Origin of the sequence: Shewanella sp. cp20, assembly GCF_000832025.1 — a bacterium.
Lineage (GTDB): Bacteria > Pseudomonadota > Gammaproteobacteria > Enterobacterales > Shewanellaceae > Shewanella.
Map to the genome: position 1 here is coordinate 168,786 of NZ_JPII01000009.1, position 22,772 is coordinate 191,557.

19 protein-coding genes are annotated in these 22,772 nt (G+C 56.6%); 9 read left to right on the forward strand and 10 right to left on the reverse strand.

The window, feature by feature from the left end; all coding sequences use genetic code 11:
- The first annotated feature begins 74 nt into the window (after window positions 1–74).
- Both DB48_RS03105 and DB48_RS03110 read left to right on the forward strand, forming a co-directional pair.
- A complete protein-coding gene (locus DB48_RS03105; protein ID WP_041508864.1) occupies window positions 75–1,202 on the forward strand; it encodes a hypothetical protein in 1,128 nt (375 codons plus the stop codon).
- Window positions 1,203–1,416: 214 nt separating this feature from the next.
- Entirely contained in the window at window positions 1,417–3,330 is a 1,914-nt protein-coding gene (locus tag DB48_RS03110; protein ID WP_041508865.1) for a methyl-accepting chemotaxis protein, read from the forward strand.
- A gap of 52 nt (window positions 3,331–3,382) precedes the next feature.
- Here the strand turns inward: DB48_RS03110 and DB48_RS03115 are convergent, their stop codons facing one another.
- A complete protein-coding gene (locus DB48_RS03115) occupies window positions 3,383–4,252 on the reverse strand; it encodes a LysR family transcriptional regulator (RefSeq protein WP_041508866.1) in 870 nt (289 codons plus the stop codon).
- A gap of 121 nt (window positions 4,253–4,373) precedes the next feature.
- Here DB48_RS03115 and DB48_RS03120 point away from each other — a divergent pair, with 121 nt between their 5' ends.
- A complete protein-coding gene (locus DB48_RS03120) occupies window positions 4,374–5,027 on the forward strand; it encodes a TetR/AcrR family transcriptional regulator (RefSeq protein WP_041508867.1) in 654 nt (217 codons plus the stop codon).
- On the opposite strand, the gene DB48_RS03125 is transcribed toward DB48_RS03120, so the two are convergent.
- Both DB48_RS03125 and DB48_RS03130 read right to left on the reverse strand, forming a co-directional pair.
- Window positions 5,011–6,378, reverse strand: coding sequence for an ATP-binding protein (locus DB48_RS03125; RefSeq protein ID WP_041508868.1), 1,368 nt, complete (start codon window positions 6,376–6,378; stop codon window positions 5,011–5,013). The two genes, DB48_RS03120 and DB48_RS03125, sit on opposite strands and share 17 nt — an antisense overlap.
- Window positions 6,378–7,061: a response regulator gene (locus DB48_RS03130; protein WP_041508869.1), complete on the reverse strand. Its 684-nt coding sequence runs from the start codon at window positions 7,059–7,061 to the stop codon at window positions 6,378–6,380. The genes DB48_RS03125 and DB48_RS03130 overlap by 1 nt, the downstream gene beginning before the upstream one ends.
- Window positions 7,062–7,296: 235 nt before the next feature.
- Here DB48_RS03130 and DB48_RS03135 point away from each other — a divergent pair, with 235 nt between their 5' ends.
- The 5 genes from DB48_RS03135 to DB48_RS03155 all read left to right on the forward strand — a co-directional run bounded on the left by DB48_RS03135 (window position 7,297) and on the right by DB48_RS03155 (window position 13,902).
- On the forward strand, window positions 7,297–7,779 hold the full coding sequence (locus tag DB48_RS03135) for a Spy/CpxP family protein refolding chaperone (protein WP_235375330.1): 483 nt from the start codon (window positions 7,297–7,299) through the stop codon (window positions 7,777–7,779).
- A 64-nt stretch (window positions 7,780–7,843) separates the two neighbouring features.
- Window positions 7,844–8,713 (forward strand): cation efflux pump FieF, encoded by an 870-nt coding sequence (gene fieF / locus DB48_RS03140; protein WP_041508871.1) that lies wholly within the window; start codon window positions 7,844–7,846, stop codon window positions 8,711–8,713.
- Between the two features lie 128 nt (window positions 8,714–8,841).
- Window positions 8,842–9,495, forward strand: coding sequence for a TetR/AcrR family transcriptional regulator (locus DB48_RS03145; protein ID WP_041508872.1), 654 nt, complete (start codon window positions 8,842–8,844; stop codon window positions 9,493–9,495).
- On the forward strand, window positions 9,488–10,795 hold the full coding sequence (locus tag DB48_RS03150) for an efflux RND transporter periplasmic adaptor subunit (protein WP_041508873.1): 1,308 nt from the start codon (window positions 9,488–9,490) through the stop codon (window positions 10,793–10,795). The genes DB48_RS03145 and DB48_RS03150 overlap by 8 nt, the downstream gene beginning before the upstream one ends.
- The gene (locus DB48_RS03155; RefSeq protein ID WP_041508874.1) at window positions 10,792–13,902 is read left to right on the forward strand and encodes an efflux RND transporter permease subunit; all 3,111 of its coding nucleotides are present in this window, start codon (window positions 10,792–10,794) and stop codon (window positions 13,900–13,902) included. Before DB48_RS03150 ends, DB48_RS03155 begins: the two co-directional genes overlap by 4 nt.
- Window positions 13,903–13,991: 89 nt before the next feature.
- Here the strand turns inward: DB48_RS03155 and DB48_RS03160 are convergent, their stop codons facing one another.
- The 7 genes from DB48_RS03160 to DB48_RS03190 form a co-directional block, all read right to left on the reverse strand.
- Window positions 13,992–15,278 carry a DUF4785 domain-containing protein gene (locus DB48_RS03160; RefSeq protein WP_041508875.1) on the reverse strand — a complete coding sequence of 429 codons (1,287 nt, stop codon included), beginning with the start codon at window positions 15,276–15,278 and terminating at the stop codon, window positions 13,992–13,994.
- A gap of 10 nt (window positions 15,279–15,288) precedes the next feature.
- Complete coding sequence (locus tag DB48_RS03165) at window positions 15,289–16,146, reverse strand: hypothetical protein (protein WP_041508876.1); 858 nt, start codon at window positions 16,144–16,146, stop codon at window positions 15,289–15,291.
- Window positions 16,147–16,557: 411 nt separating this feature from the next.
- Window positions 16,558–17,448, reverse strand: a complete 891-nt coding sequence (locus DB48_RS03170; protein WP_041508877.1) for a LysR family transcriptional regulator — start codon at window positions 17,446–17,448, stop codon at window positions 16,558–16,560.
- A 257-nt stretch (window positions 17,449–17,705) separates the two neighbouring features.
- A complete protein-coding gene (gene glnG / locus DB48_RS03175) occupies window positions 17,706–19,115 on the reverse strand; it encodes a nitrogen regulation protein NR(I) (protein ID WP_041508878.1) in 1,410 nt (469 codons plus the stop codon).
- A gap of 41 nt (window positions 19,116–19,156) precedes the next feature.
- Window positions 19,157–20,212, reverse strand: a complete 1,056-nt coding sequence (gene glnL, locus DB48_RS03180) for a nitrogen regulation protein NR(II) (RefSeq protein WP_041508879.1) — start codon at window positions 20,210–20,212, stop codon at window positions 19,157–19,159.
- Between the two features lie 126 nt (window positions 20,213–20,338).
- Entirely contained in the window at window positions 20,339–20,881 is a 543-nt protein-coding gene (locus DB48_RS03185; protein ID WP_041508880.1) for a DUF4124 domain-containing protein, read from the reverse strand.
- Window positions 20,882–20,946: 65 nt separating this feature from the next.
- Window positions 20,947–21,408 carry an Lrp/AsnC family transcriptional regulator gene (locus tag DB48_RS03190; RefSeq protein ID WP_041508881.1) on the reverse strand — a complete coding sequence of 154 codons (462 nt, stop codon included), beginning with the start codon at window positions 21,406–21,408 and terminating at the stop codon, window positions 20,947–20,949.
- 191 nt (window positions 21,409–21,599) lie between these two features.
- Between DB48_RS03190 and DB48_RS03195 the strand changes: the two genes are divergently transcribed.
- Complete coding sequence (locus DB48_RS03195; RefSeq protein WP_041508882.1) at window positions 21,600–22,772, forward strand: PrnB family protein; 1,173 nt, start codon at window positions 21,600–21,602, stop codon at window positions 22,770–22,772.

Sequence of the window (22,772 nt, forward strand, 5' to 3'; positions counted from 1 at the left end):
CTTAAGTAAGGCCAAGCATATGGCCAGGCTCGCCGTGCGCCGTTGTTGCACGGCAATTAACAATAAAGGGTGAAATGATGAAGAAGTTTAATGTATCTCTCGTGGCGGCGCTGCTGCCCCTGGCCTTGGCGGGAGTGGCCCAGGCGCAAGAACAAGAAGACGGTATCGATGTGTCGGGCACAGTGAGGGTGAACTACGCCTATAAAGATTACAGTGAGAGCTCGAAAGACAAGGGGGGCGACTTTGCCTTCGACATGGCGGCGATCAAGTTTAACGGCAAACTCGGTGAATGGGGCTTAGCGAGCGAATATCGTTTCTTCGATGGTTGGCAGGCGCTGCGTTACGGTTATGGTTTTTATGACCTTAATCCCGAGTGGCAGATCCAGTTTGGTGTGAACCAGGTGCCCTTCGGCAATCCAGGCTTCATTTCTAATAGCTTCTGGTTTGGCGTGCCTTATTACCTGGGTTTCGAGGATGACTACGATCTGGGTGTTAAAGGGGTATATTCCAGCGGTGCCTGGGGCACAGAGATGGCCTTCTACAAGAATGCCGAATACGGCGCCGGCCGCGCCGATCGCTACTCAACCGATCTTTACAGTGGTGTGGTTAATGGTACCGAATACAACAACGAAGAGACTAACCAGCTAAACCTTCGTCAAACCTATGAAATGAGCTACGAAGGCGGCAGGACCTTGTTTGGCGCCTCTGTCGAATTCGGCCAGATCTACAACAATAAGACGGGCAACAATGGCGACCGTTATGCCGTAGCGCTGCACATGGATAGCAGCTACCAAGGTTGGAACCTACAGTTGCAGGCGATGCAATATGAATATGACGCCGCCGATGCCGTAGATAGCAATAAGATCGCCGTGGCGGCCTACAATTGGCAATATGAGATTGCGGCTAAGGCTCAGGCCTATAGCGTTAACCTTGCCAAGACGATAGCGACCGATTGGGGTAGCCTGAAGTTCTATAATGATTTCGGCATGGTGACTCCAGATGTGGCCGATGACGGCTACGACACCAGCTACCAGAACGTTACAGGTTGTGCAATTTCAGCTGGTCCAACTTATACCATGATCGATTTCATTGTAGGTAAAAATATGTATGCCTCGACCCGTGACAACGGCCATGTTGGTCTGCCAGAAGTGGGTGACAGTTGGGACAAGCGTATCAACATCAACTTTGGTTACTACTTCTAAGGGTTAACGCAACAGCGCTTAGAAGCGTGAAGCGATAGTCAGCATCTCTGTCATTAAAAATGCCAACCTTAGGGTTGGCATTTTTTCTAGCAATAAAAGTATCTGATTTTAATCAATTAAGCTCTAATCGGCAGTCAGAGTCACAGCTTGGAATGGGTTCCGTCGATAAAGTAGGCGTCAGTTAATTTGCCCTAATGACGAGCTTAGCCCTGCAATGAAAACCATCGGTTTCAAGAAAACCATCACCCTGTCGGTGATCATCTTAGTGTCTTTGTGTTTGGCACTGTCTAACCTGTTCTCTTATCTCAGTTTAAAGGCCAACACCGTCGAACAGGTGAACAGTGAGCTGCAAACCATGGCACGCTTCGAGGCAGAAGGGATACAGAATTGGTTTATGAGCAAGGCCAATAGTATTGATGCGCTAGCGGCGCAATACAGGCGCGGTCAACTCAATGGTGACTATGTGATGCTGGCTAGGCTGGTCAAAGAGAATAGCCTTTTATACTCGGTCTTTTGGGGGTTTGAAGATGGCAGCTCCTACGCCAGCGTAGTCGACGATGCGATTTGGCACAATGGCATCGCCGATTCCAGTCAATATGATCCTCGCCCTCGGGGCTGGTATCAGTTGGCCAGAAACAGTGACAGGGCGGTATTGACCGATATTTATGTCGACATGGTTACCGGGAACCCGGTGATCTCCATAGTCACGGATGTGGGAGATGGTGTGCTGTCGGGTGACATTGGCCTGGAGATCTTAGAGGACACAGTCAGTAGCATCGATTTTCCAGGTGCATCGGCAGCCATCATAGATGAAGCGGGCAAGGTGCTGGCCTCCAATATGGCAGAATTACAGGCGGGTAAACTGATGAGCCAGCAAGGCTGGGGGCTGTTGGAACAAGAGATGGTGACGCGGGAGGAATTCGCGTCAGCGTATCAGGGGGCAGGCAGAGACTTGCTGCTCTACAGTCATGTCATTCCGCTATTACAGGGAAAGAAAAAGTGGTTTCTTGTGCTTAATATCGATCAAGATATCGCTTATGCCAAGGTCGATGAGGCGCTAGAGGCGGCCTTGATCAATTCCGGCATCATGTTATTGGTCAGTAGCATATTGGTGCTACTTATTTTGAACTGGCTGTATCGTCCAATCCTTCAACTTAAGCAAGTGGTCACAGGTCTGTCACAAGGGCAAGCCGATCTCACCATGAGACTACCAGTAAATAGCCGTGATGATCTCGGTGATATTGCCGCCGGCGTTAACCGTTTTATTGCGCATCTTGAGGGGATCGTGAAGGAGCTGTATGCCGACTCGCAGGATATAGGGCGGAGTATTGTCGCGCTGCAGGGACAGATGGACGGTAATAGCCAAGTGCTGAGCAAGCATGTGCAAGAGACAGAGCAGATAGTGGCCGCCGTCGAGGAGATGAGCGCTACGGCAAACGATGTGGCTGGCAATACCTCGCAGGGTTCACAGGTGGCGACCTTGGCAAGTTCGCAGATCAATGACACCAAACAGATAGTGGCTAATACTCGTGAGACGGTTAAGCGATTGATAGAAGATGTCGAGGCGACCGAGAGTAGCATCAGTAATATTGCCCATGACGCAGCAACGATCACTAAGGTGCTACAGGTGATTGGCGACATCGCCGATCAGACTAACCTATTGGCGTTAAATGCCGCCATAGAGGCCGCAAGGGCTGGTGAACAGGGGCGCGGATTTGCTGTGGTTGCCGATGAGGTGAGGGCATTGGCGGCCAGAACTCAATCGAGCACCGCCGAGATAGAATCAACATTGAGTCAGCTGCTCAAGGGGATCGATGCGACGGTCATTACCATGGTGCAAACTAAGGAAACCTGCGAGAAAACCAATCACTGGACCAACAATGTGACAACCAATCTCGATGAGGTGATTCAGTCGGTGGAGACGGTGAGCGATCTTAATACTCAAATTGCCACCGCAGCTGAAGAGCAAAGCATGGTGTCGGCGGAGGTGAGTCGCAATATGGCCGAGATACGTGACATGGTAGTGGTGTTAGAAGATAGCGGTTCGGCGAGTCGTGATGAGACGCTTAAATTGTCAGCCTCGAATCAGAAGCTGCTGGCAGTAGTGGATAAATTTACCTTAGGTTAACTCGCGTATAGCAGCTGTGCCGACTGGCACAGCCGTGATTGTGCGCCGCGACTTAGCCAGGATAACTCTCGGCTAGGTTGTTGACGTTGGCCTTGATCAGGGTGATCAGCTGCAGTGTGGCGTCGGTCTGGGTATCGGGATTGAGATAGAGGGACTCGTTAAACACTGGCAGTACGGGTAGCTGGTGTTCAACTGGATCCAAAATCTGCATCCTGTCGTTGACCCTGAACTCGGCGATGGGGGCTATGGTGAGATCGTTCTCCACTGCCATGCACAGTGCCTGCGGTGATGGGGTTGAGAGCAACACGTTGATCGGCCTCATGGTGAGCTGGTGGTTGGCAAACACCTGAGCCCGTATCGGACAGTTTTCCGGGTAGAGCGCCATGGGAATGGTTTCGCGTTTGTGGGCGTTACCCTCTTTAGCTGCAACCCAATGAAACTTGCGTTCAAACAGCAATTCACCGTTGGCCGGTGGCTGCCAGTGGGTCGCGACGATAAGGTCGAACTCTCCCTGCTGCAGTCGTTTATACAGGTTGCCGCTGACATCTGTGTCGATCACCAGCTCGATACAGGTAAATTCGCGAATAAACTCCAGCAGGCAGCTGTTCAGATAACGCTTGATATAGTCGGTCGGCACGCCTAGGCGGATGATTTCGCGGTTCTGACACTCCTTGAGGTCATCCAGCGCCTGCGAGTTGAGCTGCAACATCTTGTAGGCGTAGTTCAGCAGGGTCTCACCGGACTCGGTGAGTGTGACGCCCTTGTTGTCTCTGATCAACAGCTCCTGCCCCACGCTCTCCTCGAGCTTCTTGATTTGCAGGCTGAGGGCCGACTGGGTGCGACAGATCTTGTCGGCGGCTTTCGACAGGTTGCCCGATTCCGCGACGGCGATGAAGCTCTCTAGCAATTCGATCTTTAACATGGGCTATTGGCTTTGTTCATAGTGGTATCAGTATTACTCAATATCCCTGGTTAGAGAACACTGTTATCGTTTGATTGTGAAGTTGCAATTAAGATGTTTCGTAAAGTGTGATGAGGTCGATATGAGTAGCTGGGAGCAAAGAACAGATTATCTTGTTGAGGTGGCGCAGCGCTGCCTTAGGGGGCATCAGAGTTTCGATCTGTGCCGTTCTCATCTCGTTGCGGCCAGCCAGATCTCCAAGGGAACTATCTATAATCATTTCACCACAGAGGCAGACTTGGTGGTGGCGGTTGCCTGTGCCCAATACCAAGGTTGGCTCAATGCGGCCGAGAGTGAACAGCAAGGCGATACCGATCCCTTTGAATGCTATCTGTTCCATCACTGTCAGCGTTTGTATGATGTTTTGGCGCAGAAGCGCTTCGTGATAGAGCGCATGATGCCCAATCAAGAGTTATTGCAGCAGGCCTCAGAGGTGTATCGCGATAGATTTAATGATCTATTTGCACAATATTGTCAGTGGAATCAGGGCATGATCTCAGCCGTTGGCGATCGTCCTGGCTTTGATCGCTACGAACTGCTTAAAAATTATATTCGCGGCACCATGATCAATAGCGATGATGGCCTTAAGTGCTGTGACGACGTGCAAACCTACTATCAATTTAGTTATGCGATGGCCCAGCTGATGGGACACTCAGACAGACGCATTCCCACTAAGCAAACCTTTTCAGTCTGGCTGGCGCAGAGAGAGCCGCAGCAAACTAACGCGGCAGCCTGATAATCACTTCGAGTCCGTGAGGGGCGGCGTTGTGGGCCACTATCTGCCCCTGGTGGGCCTGTATGGCCGCCTTGGCGATCGCCAGCCCTAGCCCCCAGCCGCCGGATTCCCTCTCTCGCGCCGATTGCGGGCGATAGAAGGGCTCGAAGATCGCCTGCAGATCCGCCTCATTCTCTATGCCTGGACCATCATCCCTGATGCTGAGGATCACCCGCTCGGGCTCGGCGTAGGCACGTATGCTGACTTCCCGCTCGGCGTAGCGGATGGCGTTACGCAGCAGGTTCTCCACCGCCCTGGCGAGAGGGCGGGGATTGAGCATCAGCATCAGGCTGTCGTCTATGTCGATCAGCAGAGATTTCTGTTGCTGCTCCGCCTCGAACTCGGCGTCGTCTAAAACCTGTCCCAGGGTCTCGGCCAATGACAACTTATGCTTGTGCTCGTGAACATCCAGCTTCACCCGCGACAGCTCCAGCAGCTCGGCGATCATCGCCTCGAGTTGCTCCGCCTCATAGCCGATACGCTCTATCTCGGTCGAGGTCTGGCCCTTCTTGCGAGTGAGGGCGAGGGCTAGCTGCAGCCGGGTCAGCGGCGTCCTGAGTTCGTGGGAGATATCGCTGATCAGGCGCTGCTGACTGTTGACCATGGACTCGATGGCATCGGCCATGGCGTTGAAGGATTGAGCCAACTGGCCAATCTCATCTTTACGCGCCGTGGTGCTGGCATCGGCCCTGTGGCTGAGATCGCCGCTGGCGACTGCCTCGGCGCTCTGTTTAAGGGCGCGCAGGGGTTTACCCAGGTGCCAGGCCAGCAGGCCACACAGCAGGCCCGAGAGCAAGATCGCCAGGGTCAGGGTGAGAGCGATGTTTTCGGCGAAGAAGAAGAACCAGGGCCTGGGGTGCATCTCGGCGAGACGACCATAGAGGGTGTAGCGTTTACCCTTGATCTCGAAAGGTTCGGGGCCAAACAGCAGCTCGCTCTTAAACTGGTGGCTGATGGGGTGTCCCGCCTCGTCGGCCATCAGCATGAAGCGCCGTATGCCCCTTGAGACCCGCTGATTGTTGATCAGTTGGCCCTGTTCGTCCGCCACATAGAAGCGCACCGGCTTGTTGCCCATCTCCTTGAGTCTGTGCCAGCGCTTGTCGCGCTTGGTGGTCAGCAGTTCGGGGTGTTCCTGTAGGTGTTCAACGACTCGTTCGAGCAGCCCCTGCAGGTCGGGCGGAATAGGGGCCTGATCGTGATTCTGCTGCAGAAGCGGCAGCAGGCCGACGATGGCGATGATCAGGCTGCTACAGAGCCAGAAACTCAGCAGCAGCTTGATGAAGATGCGATTGGGAAGACTGCTAATTTTCATCAGGTTAGCCAGATATAGCCCTTGCCTCTCAGGGTCTTGACCCTGGGGCGTCCGTCGGTGCGTTCCGGCAGCTTCTTACGTAAATTAGACAGGTGCATATCCAGGCTGCGATCGAAGGGCATTAGCTTCTTGCCCAGCACATTTTCGCTGAGGTTGTCTTTGCTTAGCACCTCGCCGCTGTGCTGGATCATATGGTAGAGCAGGCTGAATTCGGTGCCCGTGAGGATCAGCAGTTGATCCTGGCAGACCACTTCCTGACGACTGGGATCCAGCTTGATGTCGGCAAACTCCAGTATGCCGGGCTGCTGTTCATCGACTTGATGGCCGGTGCGACGAATGATCGCCTTGATACGCGCCACCAGTTCCCTGTCGTTGAAGGGCTTGGGCAGGTAGTCGTCGGCGCCGATTTCGAGGCCCACGACCCTGTCTATCTCGTCGCCGCGGGCGGTGAGCATGAGCACCGGCGTCTGCTTCTTGGCCCGCAGCGCCTTGAGTACCTCGAAGCCGTTGAGCTTGGGCAACATGACATCGAGCAGGATGAGATCGAACTGCTGCTCCAGCGCCAGAGCGAGTCCGGCTGCGCCATCGTGAGCCAGGGTTAGATTAAACCCTTCAAGTTCAAGCAGTTGCGCTAGCAGTTCCGCTAGCCCTAGATCGTCATCGATTAACAGAATTTGGCTCATGGTACGTCTCTCTACACCTATAACAGCTTGAGTATACCCTTTTAGATGTCAATTGCAGTCTAAGAATGTAAGTCTAGGTAAAGGCGTGATGGACAGCAGATTCTCACTCTTTGGGCAAACTTTACAGAGGTTTACCTTAGGAAAACCCTGCATTACATAGGGGGGCGTACACTGTTAGTGTCGAAGCTCTTCCCAGAGCGAACTAACTATCCGCAATAAGCGTAAGAGGCAGATTATGAATAAGATGACCCTAAAATCAGGATTATTGGCGTTAATGACCAGTGCGGCCCTGTTAGCACCGGCTGTGTATGCGGCGGGCCCGGATGATGGCGGTTGTCGTCATGAGATGCGTGGCGAGCACAGAGGCCATCACGGCGATATGCATAAGATGTTTCGCGGCCTGGATCTCACCGACGCCCAGCGTAGCCAGATGAAGGAGATGATGCAGTCTCACCGCGAGGCGATGCAGGCCAAGCGTCCTTCAAACGAGGTGCGCGCCGCGCACAAGCAGCAGATGCTGGATATGATCACCTCAGACAGCTTCAACGAGGCCGATCTTAAGTCCATGATGGCGCAGCGCAGCGAGCTCAGGGCCCAGGCCGCAGTAGAGCGCATGAAGATGCAACGCGAGATCTATCAAATGCTTACCCCAGAGCAGCAGGCGAAATTTAAAGAGAATTTCGCCAAGCGCGGTGGACGTAAAGGTGATCGCCGATAGGGCATAACTAAGTTACAATGGGTCATATTCTTCCCCTGCTAATTATTAGCTGTAATATGACCCTATGACCGACACTTCCCAATACGATTTTTGGGTAAAGCTGGCCAGCCGCGCCGCCGTGGCGACCGCGCTTACCCTGATAGTGATCAAACTGGCGGCCTGGTTCTATTCAGGCTCCGCCAGTATGCTGGCATCCCTCACCGACTCCTTCGCCGACGCCCTGGCATCCATAGTCAACTTCATCGCCATTCGCTATGCCATAGTGCCCGCGGATCAAGACCATAGATACGGTCATGGTAAGGCCGAGCCCCTGGCGGCCCTGGCGCAGTCGGCCTTTATTCTGGGCTCGGCGCTGCTGCTGTTATTGCATGGCGGTGACAGGTTGATCAACCCAACCCCGGTCAATCACGCCATGGTGGGAGTGGTGGTGTCGGCGATTGCCATAGTGTTGACCCTGGCGTTGGTCTTGCTGCAAAGACGCGCCCTGGAGAAGACGGCAAGCACTGTGGTGGAGGCCGATGCGCTGCACTATAAGTCGGATCTGTTTCTTAACAGCGCCGTGCTGCTGGCACTTGTCCTGTCGCAGATTGGCTGGTGGTGGGCCGACGGCCTGTTCGCCATCTTGATTGCCCTGTTTATCGGCCAGCAGGCCGTGGACTTAGGCTATCGCTCGGCGCAGTCGCTGCTGGACCGGGAGTTGGATGCCGATACCAAGCTCAAGATCGTCCAAGCGATAGAGAAAGATCCCCGCATCAATGGCTTTCACGATCTGCGTACTCGTACCTCGGGCAAGACCACCTTCGTGCAGTGTCATCTGGAGTTGGATGGCAGGCTACCACTGGTGGAGGCTCACGCCATCGCCGATGCCGCCGAGGCGAGGGTGAGGAGGCTGTTCGAGCATGTGGAAGTGCTGATCCACCAAGATCCCATCTAGTCGATATCCGGCGGTGAGGCCAGACTTCGCCGCCGAAAATTCTACACAACCCCGTCTTTAGGGGAATTATTTCCCTGCCAATTCAAAGGCTATTCTTCTAGTATTAATTCCTCAACAGAGGAATTTTTATGGCAGAAGCTAAGAGTCGTGTCGGCCGTCCCAGTGGCGACACTCAAAATCGCGATAAGCTGATCCTGGCGGCGAGAAATCTGTTTATCGAACGCCCCTATGCCCAGGTATCGATTCGGGAGATCGCCAGCTTGGCCGGTACAGATCCGGGCTTGATCCGCTATTACTTCGGCTCCAAGGAGCGCCTGTTCTCTGCCATGATCCACGAGACGGCGATGCCCGTGATGGCCCAGCTCCACAAGGCGAGGAGAGAGGTGCGCCAGGAGAGTCCGGCGGACTTGCTGCAGACCTACTACAGCGTCATGAGCAAGCATCCGCACTTTCCCCGCCTGATGCTACGCCTCGCCGGGCTGGATCAGAGCCTGCCGGAAAATGCCGAGGTGACCAAGGCCTTCTATGAGGTGGTTAACTTCGAGAATATCGCCATATTTCAACGATTAAAGGAGAAGGGCATGTTGAAGGACGATGTGGATGCACAGTGTGCCCAGCTGAGTTTTTTCGCCATGATGGTGTTTCCCTTTATCGTGCCCGAAAACCTACTGCAAAGAGTCGGTATTGAGATCACGCCGACGTTTTTACAGCGGCTTGCCGAGCAAAATACCCGTCTGTTGCAGCGTGGCCTGATGGAAGTGAAGGATGAGAGTGATGAATAACAAGAAACGCTATCTATTGGTCGGTGTGGGCGTGGGTGTGCTGGCCATCTTGCTTGCGGTACTGCTGAAACCCTCACCTTCACTAGTCGCGGGCTATGATAAGGCCAGGGCGGTTGAGGTGACGCCCTTAACCCAGCAGGCGATCGCCCCCAGGGTGACAGGCTTTGGCCGGGTCGAGCCCAAGCATGTGTGGCAGGCGGTGGCCGAGGTGGGTGGCAAGGTGTTATATCGTCATCCCCAGCTGGAAACCGGGCGCATGCTACCAAAGGGCACGCTGGTGCTTGAGATCGATCCCCTGGAGTACCAACTCAAGGTCGCCCAGGCCCAGGCCAGCATGCACGCCACCCAGGCGCAGCTGACCCGCCTGGATCAGCAGGAGAAAAACCTCAACACCAGCCTGAAGATAGAGCAGCAGAAGCTGGTGCTTGCCGAACAGGAGTATCAGCGCAAGCTGACCCTGAAGAAGCGCAATCTGGTGTCGAGTTCTGAGCTGGAAAACCAGAAGCAGTCGCTGCTGGCCCAGACCAAGCTGGTGGAAGATCTGCAGAGCTCACTCAAGCTGCTTCCGGACGATCGCAAGGTGAGTGAGGCGCAGCTGAGTGTCGATATGGCGCAGCTACAAGACGCCGAACGTCGCCTGAATCAGACCAAGGTGGTGCTGCCTTTCGATGCGCGGGTGTCGGACATCAACATTGAGCAAGATCAGGTGGTGGCCGCCGGCGCCGTGATGCTGGTAGCCCACAGGCTGGGCACCGCCGAGATCAAGGCGGAGTTATCCTTGCAGGACATGCGCGCCCTGGTCAGCAGCCTGGTGCAGGCATCACAGCCCAGGAGCATGCCCTCTATCGATGAGTTTGGCCTACAGGCCGAGGTCAGTTTTCAGGCCGGTAATCATAGCTTTAGCTGGCCAGCCAAGGTGACCCGGGTCGCCGAGACGGTCAATCCTAATCAGGCCACCATAGGCGTCTATCTGGAGGTGGAGCAGGACTTTAATCAGATGGATCTCCTGCTGCGTCCGCCGCTGACCAAGGGGATGTTTGTCAGCGCGGTGATCAGCGGTAAACCCAAGCCACACTTAGTGATCCCCGAGCGGGCGCTGCGAGGCGATCATATCTATCTGATGGACGCCGAGCACAAGCTGGTGATCAAGCCGGTCGAGGTGCTGTTCCGTCACCAGCAGCTGGTGGCCATCAGCGGAGATATGAAGGCGGGCGATACCTTAGTGCTCAACGACCTGATCCCGGCCATTCCCGGCATGTCTCTTAAGCCCGTCACCGCTAAGGGAGGGGCGCCGCTGTGATCGCTTACATCACCCGACATCCCACCCTGGCTAACCTGCTGATGTTGGCCTTCCTGCTGCTGGGTGTCGTCAACATGGGCAGCATCAAGCGCGAGACCTTTCCTGAGTTTGCCCCGCCCTATGTGATGGCCACCGTGGTCTATCCTGGCGCCTCGCCGGTCGAGGTGGAGGAGAGCATCTGCCTGCGGATGGAGGACGCCGTCGATGGTTTGGCCAATATCGAAGAGGTCAAGTGTGACGCCCAGGAGGGGGTCGCCTCCATGCGCCTCAAGCTGGAACCTAAGGCCGATCTGGGACGTATGTTGGTGGATGTGCAGACCCAGATCAACGCGATTAACAACTTTCCGGCGCAGATCGAGCCGCCCATCGTCAAGGAGCTGGACTGGGCCGAGCCAGTGGTGGATATCGCCATCGTTGCCGACACTAGCTGGCCACACCTGAAAAGCTATGCCGAAGATGTGAAGCGCCGCCTCAAGATAGACGCTGGCGTGAGCCTGGTCTCTATCGCCGGTTTCTCGGACCATCAGCTGCGCATCGAGCTCAATCAGGCGGATATGCGCAGGCTGGGGCTGACCGCCGCCGAGATCGCCGACAAGGTCGGCCGCCAGAACGTGAAGATGCCGGCGGGGAATATCGAGCTCAAGGATAAGAATATCCTGCTCAGGTTCGATGAGCGTAAGGTCACCCCGGCCTCGCTGGCCAAGATCATCGTCGCCTCCAACCCCGACGGCAGCGTGGTGCGCCTGGGCAATATCGCCACCATCAGCGACAGATTCGAGCTGGATGAGGAGCATATTCAGTTCAACGGCAGCAATGCGGCGCTGATCAAGGTGCAGAAGAACAAGGCTGACGATGCGCTGCGCATCAAGGCCAGGGTGAGCGAGTTTATCGAGCTGGAGCAGGCCCGCGCGCCGGATGGTGTGCGCCTGACCATGACCAATGATCTCTCCTCCGTGCTGCAAGACAGGCTGAAGATGATGATCACCAATGGCTGGCAGGGGATCATCCTAGTCTTCCTCAGCATGTGGCTGTTCTTCTCCCTGCGCTACTCCTTCTGGGTGTCGGCGGGCCTGCCGGTCGCCTTCATGGGCGGACTCTACCTGATGAGCCTGTTTGGGGTGTCTATTAACCTCATGAGCCTGGTGGGGCTGCTGATGGCGATCGGTATCATGATGGATGACGCCATAGTGATTGCCGAGTCGATCGCCTCCCATATCGACAGGGGAATGGCGCCCCATGAGGCGGTGGTCAAGGGCGTACAGAAGGTCGCTCCCGGCGTGGTCTCCTCCTTCCTGACGACAGTGTTGATCTTCAGCGCGCTCTTGGGGCTGGATGGCCAGATGGGCGCCGTGCTGTCGGCCATCCCGACCGTGCTGATCATGGTGCTGACCATCAGTCTGTTCGAGGCCTTCCTGATCCTGCCCAATCACCTGAATCATTCGCTTACCCATGCCAAACCGGAAGGAAAGCCCAATCGCATCGGCGAGCTTAAGGCGAAGTTTCTGACTCGCTTCGAGGCATTTCGTAACGATCACTTGGTCAGGCTGGTGACCTTTATGGTGCGCTGGCGCTATGTGAGTGTCGGCGCCACTATAGGCCTGCTGCTGGTCTCTGTCTCCTTGGTGGTGGGCGGCGCGCTCAAGTTTGTGCCTTTCCCCGACTTAGATGGTGATATCGCCGAGGCGCGCATCATACTGCCGCCGGGCAGCTCCCTGAGTCAGACCCAGAAGGTGGTCGAGACCCTAATCGCCAGCGCCAAACGGGTCGGCGACAGATACACCCACGAGGTGGAGGATGAGCACGAACTGATCCGGGATATCACGGCCCAATACAACTTTAACGCCGATGCCGGCGAGAGTGGCCCCCATGTGGCGACCGTCAGGCTGGATCTCTTGTCGGCGGAGACCCGCAACACCCTCATCGAGGCGTTTATTCGCGATTGGCGCCTGGAGACCGGGGAGCTGGCCATGCCGCTCTCTATGGTGTTCAAGCAGCCAACCATGGGGCCGGCCGGGCGGGATATCGAGATCCGTCTGCAGGGCGACGACCTGGATATGCTCAAGCAGGCCTCGGTCTCTTTGCAGAGCTACCTGGGGCAGTTTGACGGCATCAGCGGCATACTCGACGACATGCGCCCGGGCAAGGAGGAGATCAAGGTGAGTCTGCGTCCCGGCGCCGAGAGTTTCGGTATCGATGGCCAACTGGTGGCGGCTCAGTTGCGCAGCGCCTACTTTGGCCAGCTGGCCGACGAGGTGCAGGTGGGACCTGAAAATATCGAGATCGAGGTGCGGCTGAACAAGCTGCATGCCGGGGATCTGCAGGCCTTGGCCAACTTCCCCATCATGCTGGCTGACGGCAGTCAGCTGCCGCTTTCGTCCATCGCCCTTTTGCAAGATCAGCGCTCCTATGTACGCATCCAGCGCATCGATGGCCTGCGCAGCGTGACTGTGATGGCCGATGTGGACAATCAGCGCGCCAATGCCAACGAGACCATAGCCGCGATCAGCCGGGAGTGGCTCCCCCAGATGCAGCAGCGCTACCCTGGGGTGAGGGTGGACTTCGAGGGGTCGGCCAAGGAGACGGCCAAGACCGGCAGCTCTATGGGAAAAGGCTTCCTTATCGGCCTGTTTGGCCTGTTTGCCATCTTGAGTTTTCAGTTCAGGAGTTATCTGGAACCCGCGGTGGTGATGCTGGCGATCCCGCTGGCGCTGATCGGCGTGCTCTGGGGTCATCTGCTGCTGGGCTATAACCTCTCCATGCCCTCCATCATGGGCTTCATCTCGCTGGCGGGCATAGTGGTGAACGACTCTATCCTGCTGGTGCAGTACATACGCCACCATGTGGATGAGGGAGACAGTGTGCATCAGGCGGTGGTGAGTGCCAGTCGCGAGCGTTTCAGGGCGGTATTCCTCACCTCGCTGACCACGGCGGCGGGCCTCTTGCCTCTGCTGCTGGAAACCAGCTTGCAGGCCCAGGTGGTGCAGCCCCTGGTGGTGTCTATTGTGTTTGGTATCTTCGCCTCGACCCTGCTGGTGCTGTTTATCATCCCCTGTGCCTACGCCATACTGGCCGACTTTGACAGGGTGAAGCCCCATACCCAGCTGTAGGCTTTGCTGATACCAATAGAAAGGGCGCCCGCTGTGAATCATAAGGGCGCCCTTTTTTATGCGACTGGATATGGTGCGCAGTTTTCCTTTTAGAGGGTGGCGGCCTCGCCCAGGTAACTCAGGCGAGCCATCTGGCCCTGATCTTTAAGCTCCAGCGCCTTGATGGCGTAGGGCGCACCAAGGCCAGAGGCCTCGAGCTGCTCGGCATCGAAGCTCAGGGTGACCTGACCATCTGCGTCGAGCCATTGGGCCGTCTCGGCGCGCAGGATGTTGGCCTGCTTACCCTGAGCATCTGTGCCCACTAACACGGCAGAGACCTGGTAGCGTCCCGGGCTGGCGACCTGCAGGTCGAACACCGCCTGGGTAGGCTTGCTATCCTGCCAGTAGATGCTGGCCTCGTCCGCCAGCTTGGCGGCGGGAACATACTGCTTGAAGGCGGTCTTGACGGTGCGGATCAGTGGCAGGTTATTGACCCGGGTCTCTATGTCGACCTGGATCTCGCTCAGGCCTAAGTTGCTGCTGGGTATGGCCAGCTCGTCCGGCACCTGCGCCTGCCAGGTATCGCCCTGTTTGACCACGGCTAACCTGTGATAGCGGCCATCGCTCTGCTTGAGGGTCGCGGTGGGGCTAAGGTCGATGTCGCTGTTGCTCAGCTTAAGATCGAAGGCCAGCTGCGGTGCCTTGCTACTGAGACGCTTTGGCGCCGACAGCGCCAGCTGGTAGGGGCTACCCTTCTCCTTGACGTTGATCAGATAGCTGTCGTTGGCACTGAGGGGCTGAACAACTTGCAGCTGATAGATGCCTGGCGTCGCCTGTTGTGACAGCTTCAAGGCGCTGGAGTCGTCGACGATACCCGCGGTCGCCATCGCCTGAGGATCACTCATGGATTGGATCAGCGAGGCCGACTTATCTACCGTCTGCTTGTTGACCTTGTAAAGGCGTAGCTGATCCGGTGAGATGGCCGGGCTGTGGCGCAGGGCGCCCGAGCTGGCATCGCCCCGGGGCGCCACGCGGATCACGCTGTCGCTCTGGCTCACGGCGAGGTTAATCCCCTTGTTGAGCTCGGCGCCCGAGACGGTGCGCCAATACTGGTCGCTGCTGCTCTGCTCCAGCTGGGTGGGCGCCACTAGCTGGGCTGCGCTGGTGATGGGGGCGCTGAAGCTGACGCCGCCGCGATTACCATTTACCGGTGGCAGCTCGGTGGCCGCCAGGGTGTCTATGGTGAGATCCCCCGAGGTGGGTGCCAGCAGAGTCACCTGGGTAACTGTCATGGCGCTGGCCTCTGGGGCATTGTCTGCTGGGGTCTCATCGTTTTGACAGGCACTCAGCAGGGCGGAAAGGGCGAACACACTCGCCATTTTGATTGATGGTTTCATCTTATGGCTCCTAGATATGGTCGCGGATCAGGGTGTCGAGATTAAAGCAGGCGCGGCGGCTCTGCTGATGACTCAGGGGCTCCTTGCCGGCGGTGCGCTGGATATCTTTAAACCAGACGCTGCCCGCCGCCGATTGTGACTGGCACTCCAGGAAGCCGTCCGAGCAGTCGTCCAGCCAGTTCTGAGTGGTCTCCAGTGCGACCTGATACTGATAGCCGGCGCAGTAGCTGTCGCTGTCCCAGAAGGCTGAGTCGACATCTGAACCCACCACGACCTCGAAGGGTGAGGGCAGCGCCGGGCGACCCGAGGTGCCATAGAGCCAGCTGTTGTTATAGCTGCTCATCCAGCTGACCTGCTGCTGTTTCACCGCATCGCTGCCATAGCCCAGCAGCCAACCCAGTGAGGTCTCGAACACATTGCCCTGGGTGACGGCATCGGCCAGTGGCGTGCCGCCGCTGGAAGGCGCCAGGGCGATCACCCTGGAGGTGGCGTTGATGATCTTGGGATAGCGACTGTCCCAGGTGGGATTGGAGAGGATCCAGCGCACCACGTTGCCGCCGTTGGAGTGGGTCAACAGGGTGAGGTCGTTAATGTTTTTACTGTCGATAAACTGGGTGAGTTGCCCCGCCAGACAGCCCGCGGCGGCGTCATCCCACATGTATTGGTCGAAGTCGCAGTTGATCACCAGATAGTTATCGGGCGAGGCAGCCCCCTGGCGCACCGAGTCGACAAATTCCCGCGTCCAATAGTCCGACAGCGCATCTGTCTGATGCCCGGTGCCATGGATAAACACGAGTCCGGAGGTGGCATAAGTCAATGGGCTGACAGCAAACAGACCCAGCATCATGAGCTTTTGGTAGATCTTCATTGGCTTATTTCTCTTTTCTTGTTGATGTTGTTTTAGGTTTTACTACTCAGGTTTTTCTACTGAGTTTTAATTACTCAGCTGTAGAGGTCAGACGTCTGACGTCAGACCTCTTAAGGAAAGCTAACGGCTGCAAAGTGAGGCGGCAAGGCTTTTTAACGGTACTTTAGTACCAGTTAAACTAAGCTTAGGTGGTTGATTGTTTTAAACAAAATGGCGTGCTTACTGTCACCGTGCATCTGGGACAGAGGCGGGCGTTTGAATCCTCGCTGAAAAAAATTGCACCTTTGTTGTGCAAGTGGGACCCGCCAGCACGATTGCCAGTGATTCTATCTGCCCGTGGCCCAGTTATCAGTGTTAGATAACTTATTGTCAGCCTTTTTCGGCTGAAAATCCGGTAAATTTTAACCCATATCAGGGGTGCAGATGGGCCTGCTCGCTGAGATCCAAAAGCGCCTGGGCCGCCGGTGTCAGGGGCAAGTCTTTACGCCAGATCAGCGCCAGGTCCCAGGTGAGGTTGGGGCGAATAGGCTTGAAGACCAACTCACTGCCCTGCAACTTGTGGCAGATAGGTTCGGGCAGTATGGCGACCCCCATCTGGGCCTCCACCATGGTCGCCAGAAAGTCCCACTGGCCGCTGCGAAAGGCGATGTTGAGCTGCACGCCCGCCTTGTGGCTCAGGCGGGTGATCAGCTTGGCCAGGGAGAAGTCCTCGTTGTAGAGGATGAAGGGGTAGGCCTCGAAGTCCTGCCAGGTCACGGCCTCTTGCTGGGCCAGGGCATGGTCCTTGGGTAGGCAGGCCAGCAGCGGATAGCGGGTGAGGGCGCGGTTGGCCAGCTCGACATCGTGTGTGGTGGGCAGGGCGGTGAAGGCGATATCCAGGCTGTTGTTGAGCAGCGCCTGCTCACAGCCGAAGCCGCCATACTCGTACATCTGTAGCTCTATTCCCGGGTATTGCTGACGAAAGGCGGTGAGCAGGTCGATGATCAGGCTGCTCATCATGGGGCAGACCCCAAGGCGCAGGTGACCCGACTTGAGACCGCTCAGGTTGGTGAGGTCTTCCTGTAGCCTGTGCCACTGGCCCAGGATCTCCCGCGCGCTGTGCTCCAGCAGGATACCCGCCTGGGTCAGCTCTATCTTCTGGTTATTCCTGTGCAGCAGCTGCTGGCCCAGATTATCCTCCAGGCGCTGAATGATCTTGCTCAGGGTGGGCTGGGTGATGAAGGACTTTTCCGCTGCCCGGGTAAAGTTTCCCGTCTCAACCAAGGTGAGAAAATAATGTAAGGTTTTGATTGGTATGTTCATTCTAATATGGCATTCACGGGATACTATTTATTCATTTTACTAATAGTCGCTATAAGATTACTTTGATCCAGTTGGCAAAATGAGGGCAAGGTAAATGAAAGCGAATCAAAGTTTATGGGTAGGGGCTTTATGGCAGGCGGCTATGCCTCGTGAAGTCATCGAATCCGAGTGTCAGTCTGAGAGTGTTGTTGTTAGCGCAAACAATACGCCTTCGGAAGAGGCGTCAAAGCACCCAGCCTAAGGCTGGGTGCTTTCACTCAATCCATCTCGAGTTCTTTCAGCTTACGCGTCAGGGTATTACGACCCCAGCCCAGGCGCTTAGCTGCTTCCTGTTTGTGTCCCTTGGTGTGTTTCAGCGCCGTCTCTAGCAATATCTTCTCAAACGCAGGCTGTATCTGAGTCAGTAGATCGCTCTCTCCCTCACTCAGGCGTTGATCTATCCATAGGGTCAGCGCCTCCTGCCAGCCTCCGCCGCCCGACTGTGACGTGCTGTCTTGGCTGGTGCTCGGGGTCAGCAGCTCGGGGGGCAGATCCTGGGGCAGAATCTCCTGGCCCGAGGCCATCACCATCAGCCAGCGACAGGTGTTTTCCAGCTGACGCACGTTACCGGGCCAGGGCAGGCTGGCCAGGGTGTCGGCAGTGGCCTTGGTGAGTATCTTAGGCTCGACGCTGATCTCCTTGGCGGCGGTGGCCAGGAAGTGGCGTGCGAGCTGGGGAATATCCTCCCGACGCTGGGACAGCGGCGGCAGATGCACCCGGATCACGTTGAGGCGGTGGAAGAGATCCTCACGAAAATCGCCCTTGGCCACCAGTGACTCCAGATTCTGGTGGGTCGCGGCTATGATGCGCACATCCACCTGCACCGGCGAGTGGCCGCCGATACGATAGAACTGGCCATCGGCCAGCACCCTCAGCAGCCTGGTCTGCACATCCAGCGGCATGTCGCCGATCTCGTCGAGAAACAGCGTGCCGCCGTCGGCCTGCTCGAAGCGGCCCTGACGCACGTTGGCGGCGCCGGTGAAGGCGCCCTTTTCATGGCCGAACAGCTCGGATTCGATCAGCTCCTTGGGGATCGCCGCCATGTTCAGGGCGATGAAGGGTTTGTCCTTGCGTGGGCTGTGTTTATGTAGGGCACCGGCGACCAGCTCCTTACCCGTGCCCGATTGACCGTTGATCAACACGCTGATGGAGGAACGTGACAGGCGGCCGATGGCGCGAAACACCTCCTGCATGGCTGGCGCCTCGCCGATGATCTCCGGGGCCTTAACCTCGGGCTGGCTGGCGGCCTTGGGCGACTGCTCCTTGGCGTGGCTCAGGGCACGCTCCACCAGGCCGATGGCCTCGTCGATGTCGAACGGTTTAGGCAGATACTCGAAGGCCCCCGCCTGATAGGCGCTGACGGCGCTGTCGAGATCGGAATGAGCCGTCATGATGATCACCGGAATATGGGGATAGTGCAGCTGCAGGCGATCCAGCAAGGTCAGGCCATCTGTGCCCGGCATGCGGATATCTGAGATGATCACCTGAGGTTGAGCCTGATCCAGTGCCTGCCACAGGGATTCGGCGGCGGCGAAGCTGGCACAGCTTATCTTGGCGCCCTTGAGCGCCCGTTCGACGACCCAACGTATCGAACTATCATCATCGAGAACCCAAACTTTTTCTGTCATACACCTACTCTCTTAAGTTGAATGCTCTAAGGTCACCTACGCTAGCTCTTGAGCGGCAGTAATATGGTAAATTCTGTCTTGCCCGGCACCGAGGCGCAGTCGATGCGTCCGCCGTGGAGTCTGGCAAAGTTATGGGCGATGGAGAGCCCAAGTCCGGATCCCTGCTCCCTGCCCGTGACCATAGGGTAGAAGAGGGTATCCATCAGCTCGGGCTTGATCCCCGGGCCGTCGTCTATGATGGAGAGCGCCAGCACCAGTTTATGGCGTGTGGTGCCTATGGTGACCTGGTGCTGAGTGCGGGTCTTGATGCGGATCTCGCCGCCTTCTTCCTCTGTCTCCAGCGCCTGAATGGCGTTCTGTACTATGTTGAGCACCGCCTGTTGCAGCTGCTCCTGATCCATCTCGATATCCGGGATTGAGGGGTCATAGTCTTGGATTAGGTGGATATTGTCCGGCAGGGTGACACTCACCAGCTTGAGCACCTTCTGGATCACCGCATGTATGTTGTGCAGGCTGTGCTCCGTGGGTTTCTGCGGGCCGAGCAGTCTGTCGACCAGGTTTCGCAGCCGATCGGCCTGCTCTATGATGAGGTCGGTAAATTCGCGCTGGTCGGCGTCTTCCAGCTCACGTGACAGCAGCTGCGCCGCGCCTCTGAGGCCGCCCAGGGGGTTCTTGATCTCATGGGCCAGATTGCGCACCAGATACTGGGCCGCCTGCTGTTGGGCATCTAGGGTGAGCTGCTGGTGTATCCTTCGCTGCTGATCCACCTGACGCAGCTCGAGTACGCCCTGCTCGGGTTGATCCGGCTCGACCTCCAGCGGGGTCAGGGTCATGTCGACCGTGTGATGCTGTCCGTCAAGGGTGATCAGGTTGGTGGTGTTGACCGTGAGCCCTTGGTGTTCGCGAATGGCGCTGCGCAGCAGCTGATGATCTATGCTGAGCAGCTGGCAGCAGTCTTGTAGGCTGTGCTCCGTGAGGCGGTGACTGCCTAACCCAAGCAGTTGCTCGGCCGCGCTATTGGCATAGCACAGCTTGAGATCATCTGAGACGACGAGTACGGCCGTCACCAGGTGATTGAGCAGAGGGTCTGTGTTCATTTACGGCTCCCGGAAAGTAGGTTGCACCATAATGGTGCACCAATTTGGTGCACGCTGCAAGCTGTCTTCACCGGGGGGATTTGGGGATGTGATTTCCTAAGTTGTTAAAAATTATGGTATAAATTTTTAACCGCCCCCGCGAGGGGTTGCCCTAGGAATCGCATATACACTGGCCCGGTGAAGAAATACGGTTCTAGGAGGGGTCGATGCAAGTTGTTTGCCGTTTTGTGCCAAGGCCCTGATTTCAAACTTATGCTCACCGCGATCCACATTCTCCAGGTTAAATACCGGGCTGGCCTGAGGCTGGCTGACGACCTTACCATCCATTACCAGCACCAGCCCATGGCCGGGGGCAAGATCTGGGCTGATGGCACCGATCACTGTGATATTGCCGTTATTGTCGCGAAGGGTCTCCTCTTCGCTGGGGCTGGAGATGGTCAGCTTATACAGCTCCTTAGGCTCGGCCTTGGCGGGCGCCGAGGACTCACGTACCACGGGAGGCGGCAGCTTGATCTGGTTTTCGGTATTTTCCTTAAACTCGACCTGGGTGGAGTTTTCTACCGGGGTATCCGAGTAGTGAACCTTGCCATCCTTGTCGACCCATTTGTAGATGGCTGCCTGAGCCCCAAGGGTCAGTAACAGCAGGGTAAACAGCAATATCGGGCGCATTTGCATTCCTTTTATACCTGGTGTTTGCTACAGATTAGTCGCTTTCGCTATAAAAATCACCAGTCTCATACGACTGGTAGTTGATGGCGGGAGAAGGTTTGTTTCAGCACCACGGTCGACTCTATGCTGGCGATACACTTGAGGCCGCCGAGGGAGTGTTTGACGAAGCCTTCATATTCCAGCAGATCGTGGGCGACGATCTTCAGCAGATAGTCGTGGGCGCCGGTGATCACCGAACACTCCTGCACCTGGGGCAGGCGGCTCATCTCCTGCTCGAACTGCTCGCCATAGGCGGCGGAGTTCTCGGTGAGGCGCACGAAGGCGTAGACGATCACATTGAGTGACAGCGACTTAGGGTCGAGCCTGGCGCTATAGCCCTGAATAAAGCCCGCCTGTTCCAGCTTCTTGATACGCCTGAGGCAGGGGGTGTCTGAGAGGTTGAGGCGATTGGCCAGCTCGGCCACGGGCAGTCGCCCCTCCTCCTGCAGTATGCTTAAGATCTGCTTGTCTTTACTGTCCAGTTTCATCTGTGTGCTCTCTTGTCGCTGCCGCTCGATAGGTATTGAGGTAATTTGTCGGATAGCATTATTAAAGTGATTATTTTTATCGGAATCCACCAAAAAATCTCTTTTTGTGTAGGTGATATTGCAGGTTTGCCCTAATGGCTTAGTGGTAGCTTATTGAGTCATAATTAAAATAACCAAGAGATAGTTACCCTATGAGTCAAGATGTCGCGGCCTTCGATCACTGGATCAGGCAGGAGTTTGTCGAGATTAACTCGGCGCTGGAGCGCCTCTACATGCTGCAGAGCGATCCCGCCAACGTGGAGGGGATAGGCGATGAGCTAAAGGCGCGGCTGGAGGCCGAGGGCCGAAGCTTGATCAAGGCGCTGCTGGATGAGGGCAATACCGACGAAGGATTCGATGCCGCCTTCGATCTGCTGGGCAACGTGGGCCTCTACATGGCCGCCTGCCGTCGCCATGAGATCACCGAGCCCAGCCGCGAGACCAGTTCGCCCCTGCTTGAGGCATCGGCGCTGGCGATGCACATAGGTGCCTCCATCGGCGTGACGCCGCGCTTTGCCACGGCGCATCTGACCACTCACAACCGTGCGGTTAACGGCCTCTACAAACGCTTTACCGATCTGGACGACGAGAAGCTGTTTGTCGACTACAACACCAAGGGGATCCTCGCCTACAAGCGTGCCGCCGATGCCTTGTTGAAGATCCAGCCGCTGGGAATTTCCCATCCCATGACCGCCGAACTGCTGGAGGTGGCTCGCGTGGCGCTGGAGCAGGTGATCGCCTCCAATCAGATCTTGTTCGATCGCCTCGATACCCAGGCGTTTTTCAACAGCGTGCGTCCCTATTACAAGCCCTATCGCGTCGGCCAGCAGGTCTATCGGGGTGCCAACGCCGGTGACTTTGCCGGTATAAACGTGATCGACCTGCAGCTGGGGCTCTGCTTCGCCAACGAGTCGGCCTACTCTCAGCTGTTGGTAGACAAGTTCCTCTACATGATGCCGGAAGATCAGCGCATCCTGCGCGACTGCATGCGCCGCACCAGCCTGATGGATGATTTTCTCGGTGCGATGGACATGCGGGAGCAGCCTTGGTATCGGGAGAATCTGGCGCGGTTCCTGCGGGTGTGTGAGGCCCACGGCCAAGGGGCGATACAGCATCATGATCAGCTGGTAGAGAAATATATCGCCCAGCCCGCTAAGCAGATGGAGAGTCAGCATATCGATAAGGTTACCGCCAGCGGCCCGCCGCTGCCTGTGTTATTGGGGGCGCTGGAGAAGCTCAGAGACAGACGCGCCGCCGCCAAGCGAGATGACATTCGTACCCGTTTCGACGATATCGCCAGGCTGCGCGCCAGCCTAGAGGGGTAG

Excerpts from the sequence above, each read along its gene's own strand:
- DB48_RS03110 (WP_041508865.1), top strand. The coding sequence starts at position 1,417 with ATGAAAACCATCGGTTTCAAGAAAACCATCACCCTGTCGGTGATCATC.
- DB48_RS03105 (WP_041508864.1), top strand. The coding sequence starts at position 75 with ATGATGAAGAAGTTTAATGTATCTCTCGTGGCGGCGCTGCTGCCCCTG.
- DB48_RS03185 (WP_041508880.1), bottom strand. The coding sequence starts at position 20,881 with ATGCGCCCGATATTGCTGTTTACCCTGCTGTTACTGACCCTTGGGGCT.
- glnG (WP_041508878.1), bottom strand. The coding sequence starts at position 19,115 with ATGACAGAAAAAGTTTGGGTTCTCGATGATGATAGTTCGATACGTTGG.
- DB48_RS03120 (WP_041508867.1), top strand. The coding sequence starts at position 4,374 with ATGAGTAGCTGGGAGCAAAGAACAGATTATCTTGTTGAGGTGGCGCAG.
- DB48_RS03195 (WP_041508882.1), top strand. The coding sequence starts at position 21,600 with ATGAGTCAAGATGTCGCGGCCTTCGATCACTGGATCAGGCAGGAGTTT.
- DB48_RS03165 (WP_041508876.1), bottom strand. The coding sequence starts at position 16,146 with ATGAAGATCTACCAAAAGCTCATGATGCTGGGTCTGTTTGCTGTCAGC.
- DB48_RS03170 (WP_041508877.1), bottom strand. The coding sequence starts at position 17,448 with ATGAACATACCAATCAAAACCTTACATTATTTTCTCACCTTGGTTGAG.
- DB48_RS03145 (WP_041508872.1), top strand. The coding sequence starts at position 8,842 with ATGGCAGAAGCTAAGAGTCGTGTCGGCCGTCCCAGTGGCGACACTCAA.
- DB48_RS03190 (WP_041508881.1), bottom strand. The coding sequence starts at position 21,408 with ATGAAACTGGACAGTAAAGACAAGCAGATCTTAAGCATACTGCAGGAG.
- DB48_RS03130 (WP_041508869.1), bottom strand. The coding sequence starts at position 7,061 with ATGAGCCAAATTCTGTTAATCGATGACGATCTAGGGCTAGCGGAACTG.
- fieF (WP_041508871.1), top strand. The coding sequence starts at position 7,844 with ATGACCGACACTTCCCAATACGATTTTTGGGTAAAGCTGGCCAGCCGC.
- DB48_RS03125 (WP_041508868.1), bottom strand. The coding sequence starts at position 6,378 with ATGAAAATTAGCAGTCTTCCCAATCGCATCTTCATCAAGCTGCTGCTG.
- DB48_RS03160 (WP_041508875.1), bottom strand. The coding sequence starts at position 15,278 with ATGAAACCATCAATCAAAATGGCGAGTGTGTTCGCCCTTTCCGCCCTG.
- glnL (WP_041508879.1), bottom strand. The coding sequence starts at position 20,212 with ATGAACACAGACCCTCTGCTCAATCACCTGGTGACGGCCGTACTCGTC.
- DB48_RS03150 (WP_041508873.1), top strand. The coding sequence starts at position 9,488 with ATGAATAACAAGAAACGCTATCTATTGGTCGGTGTGGGCGTGGGTGTG.
- DB48_RS03115 (WP_041508866.1), bottom strand. The coding sequence starts at position 4,252 with ATGTTAAAGATCGAATTGCTAGAGAGCTTCATCGCCGTCGCGGAATCG.
- DB48_RS03135 (WP_235375330.1), top strand. The coding sequence starts at position 7,297 with ATGAATAAGATGACCCTAAAATCAGGATTATTGGCGTTAATGACCAGT.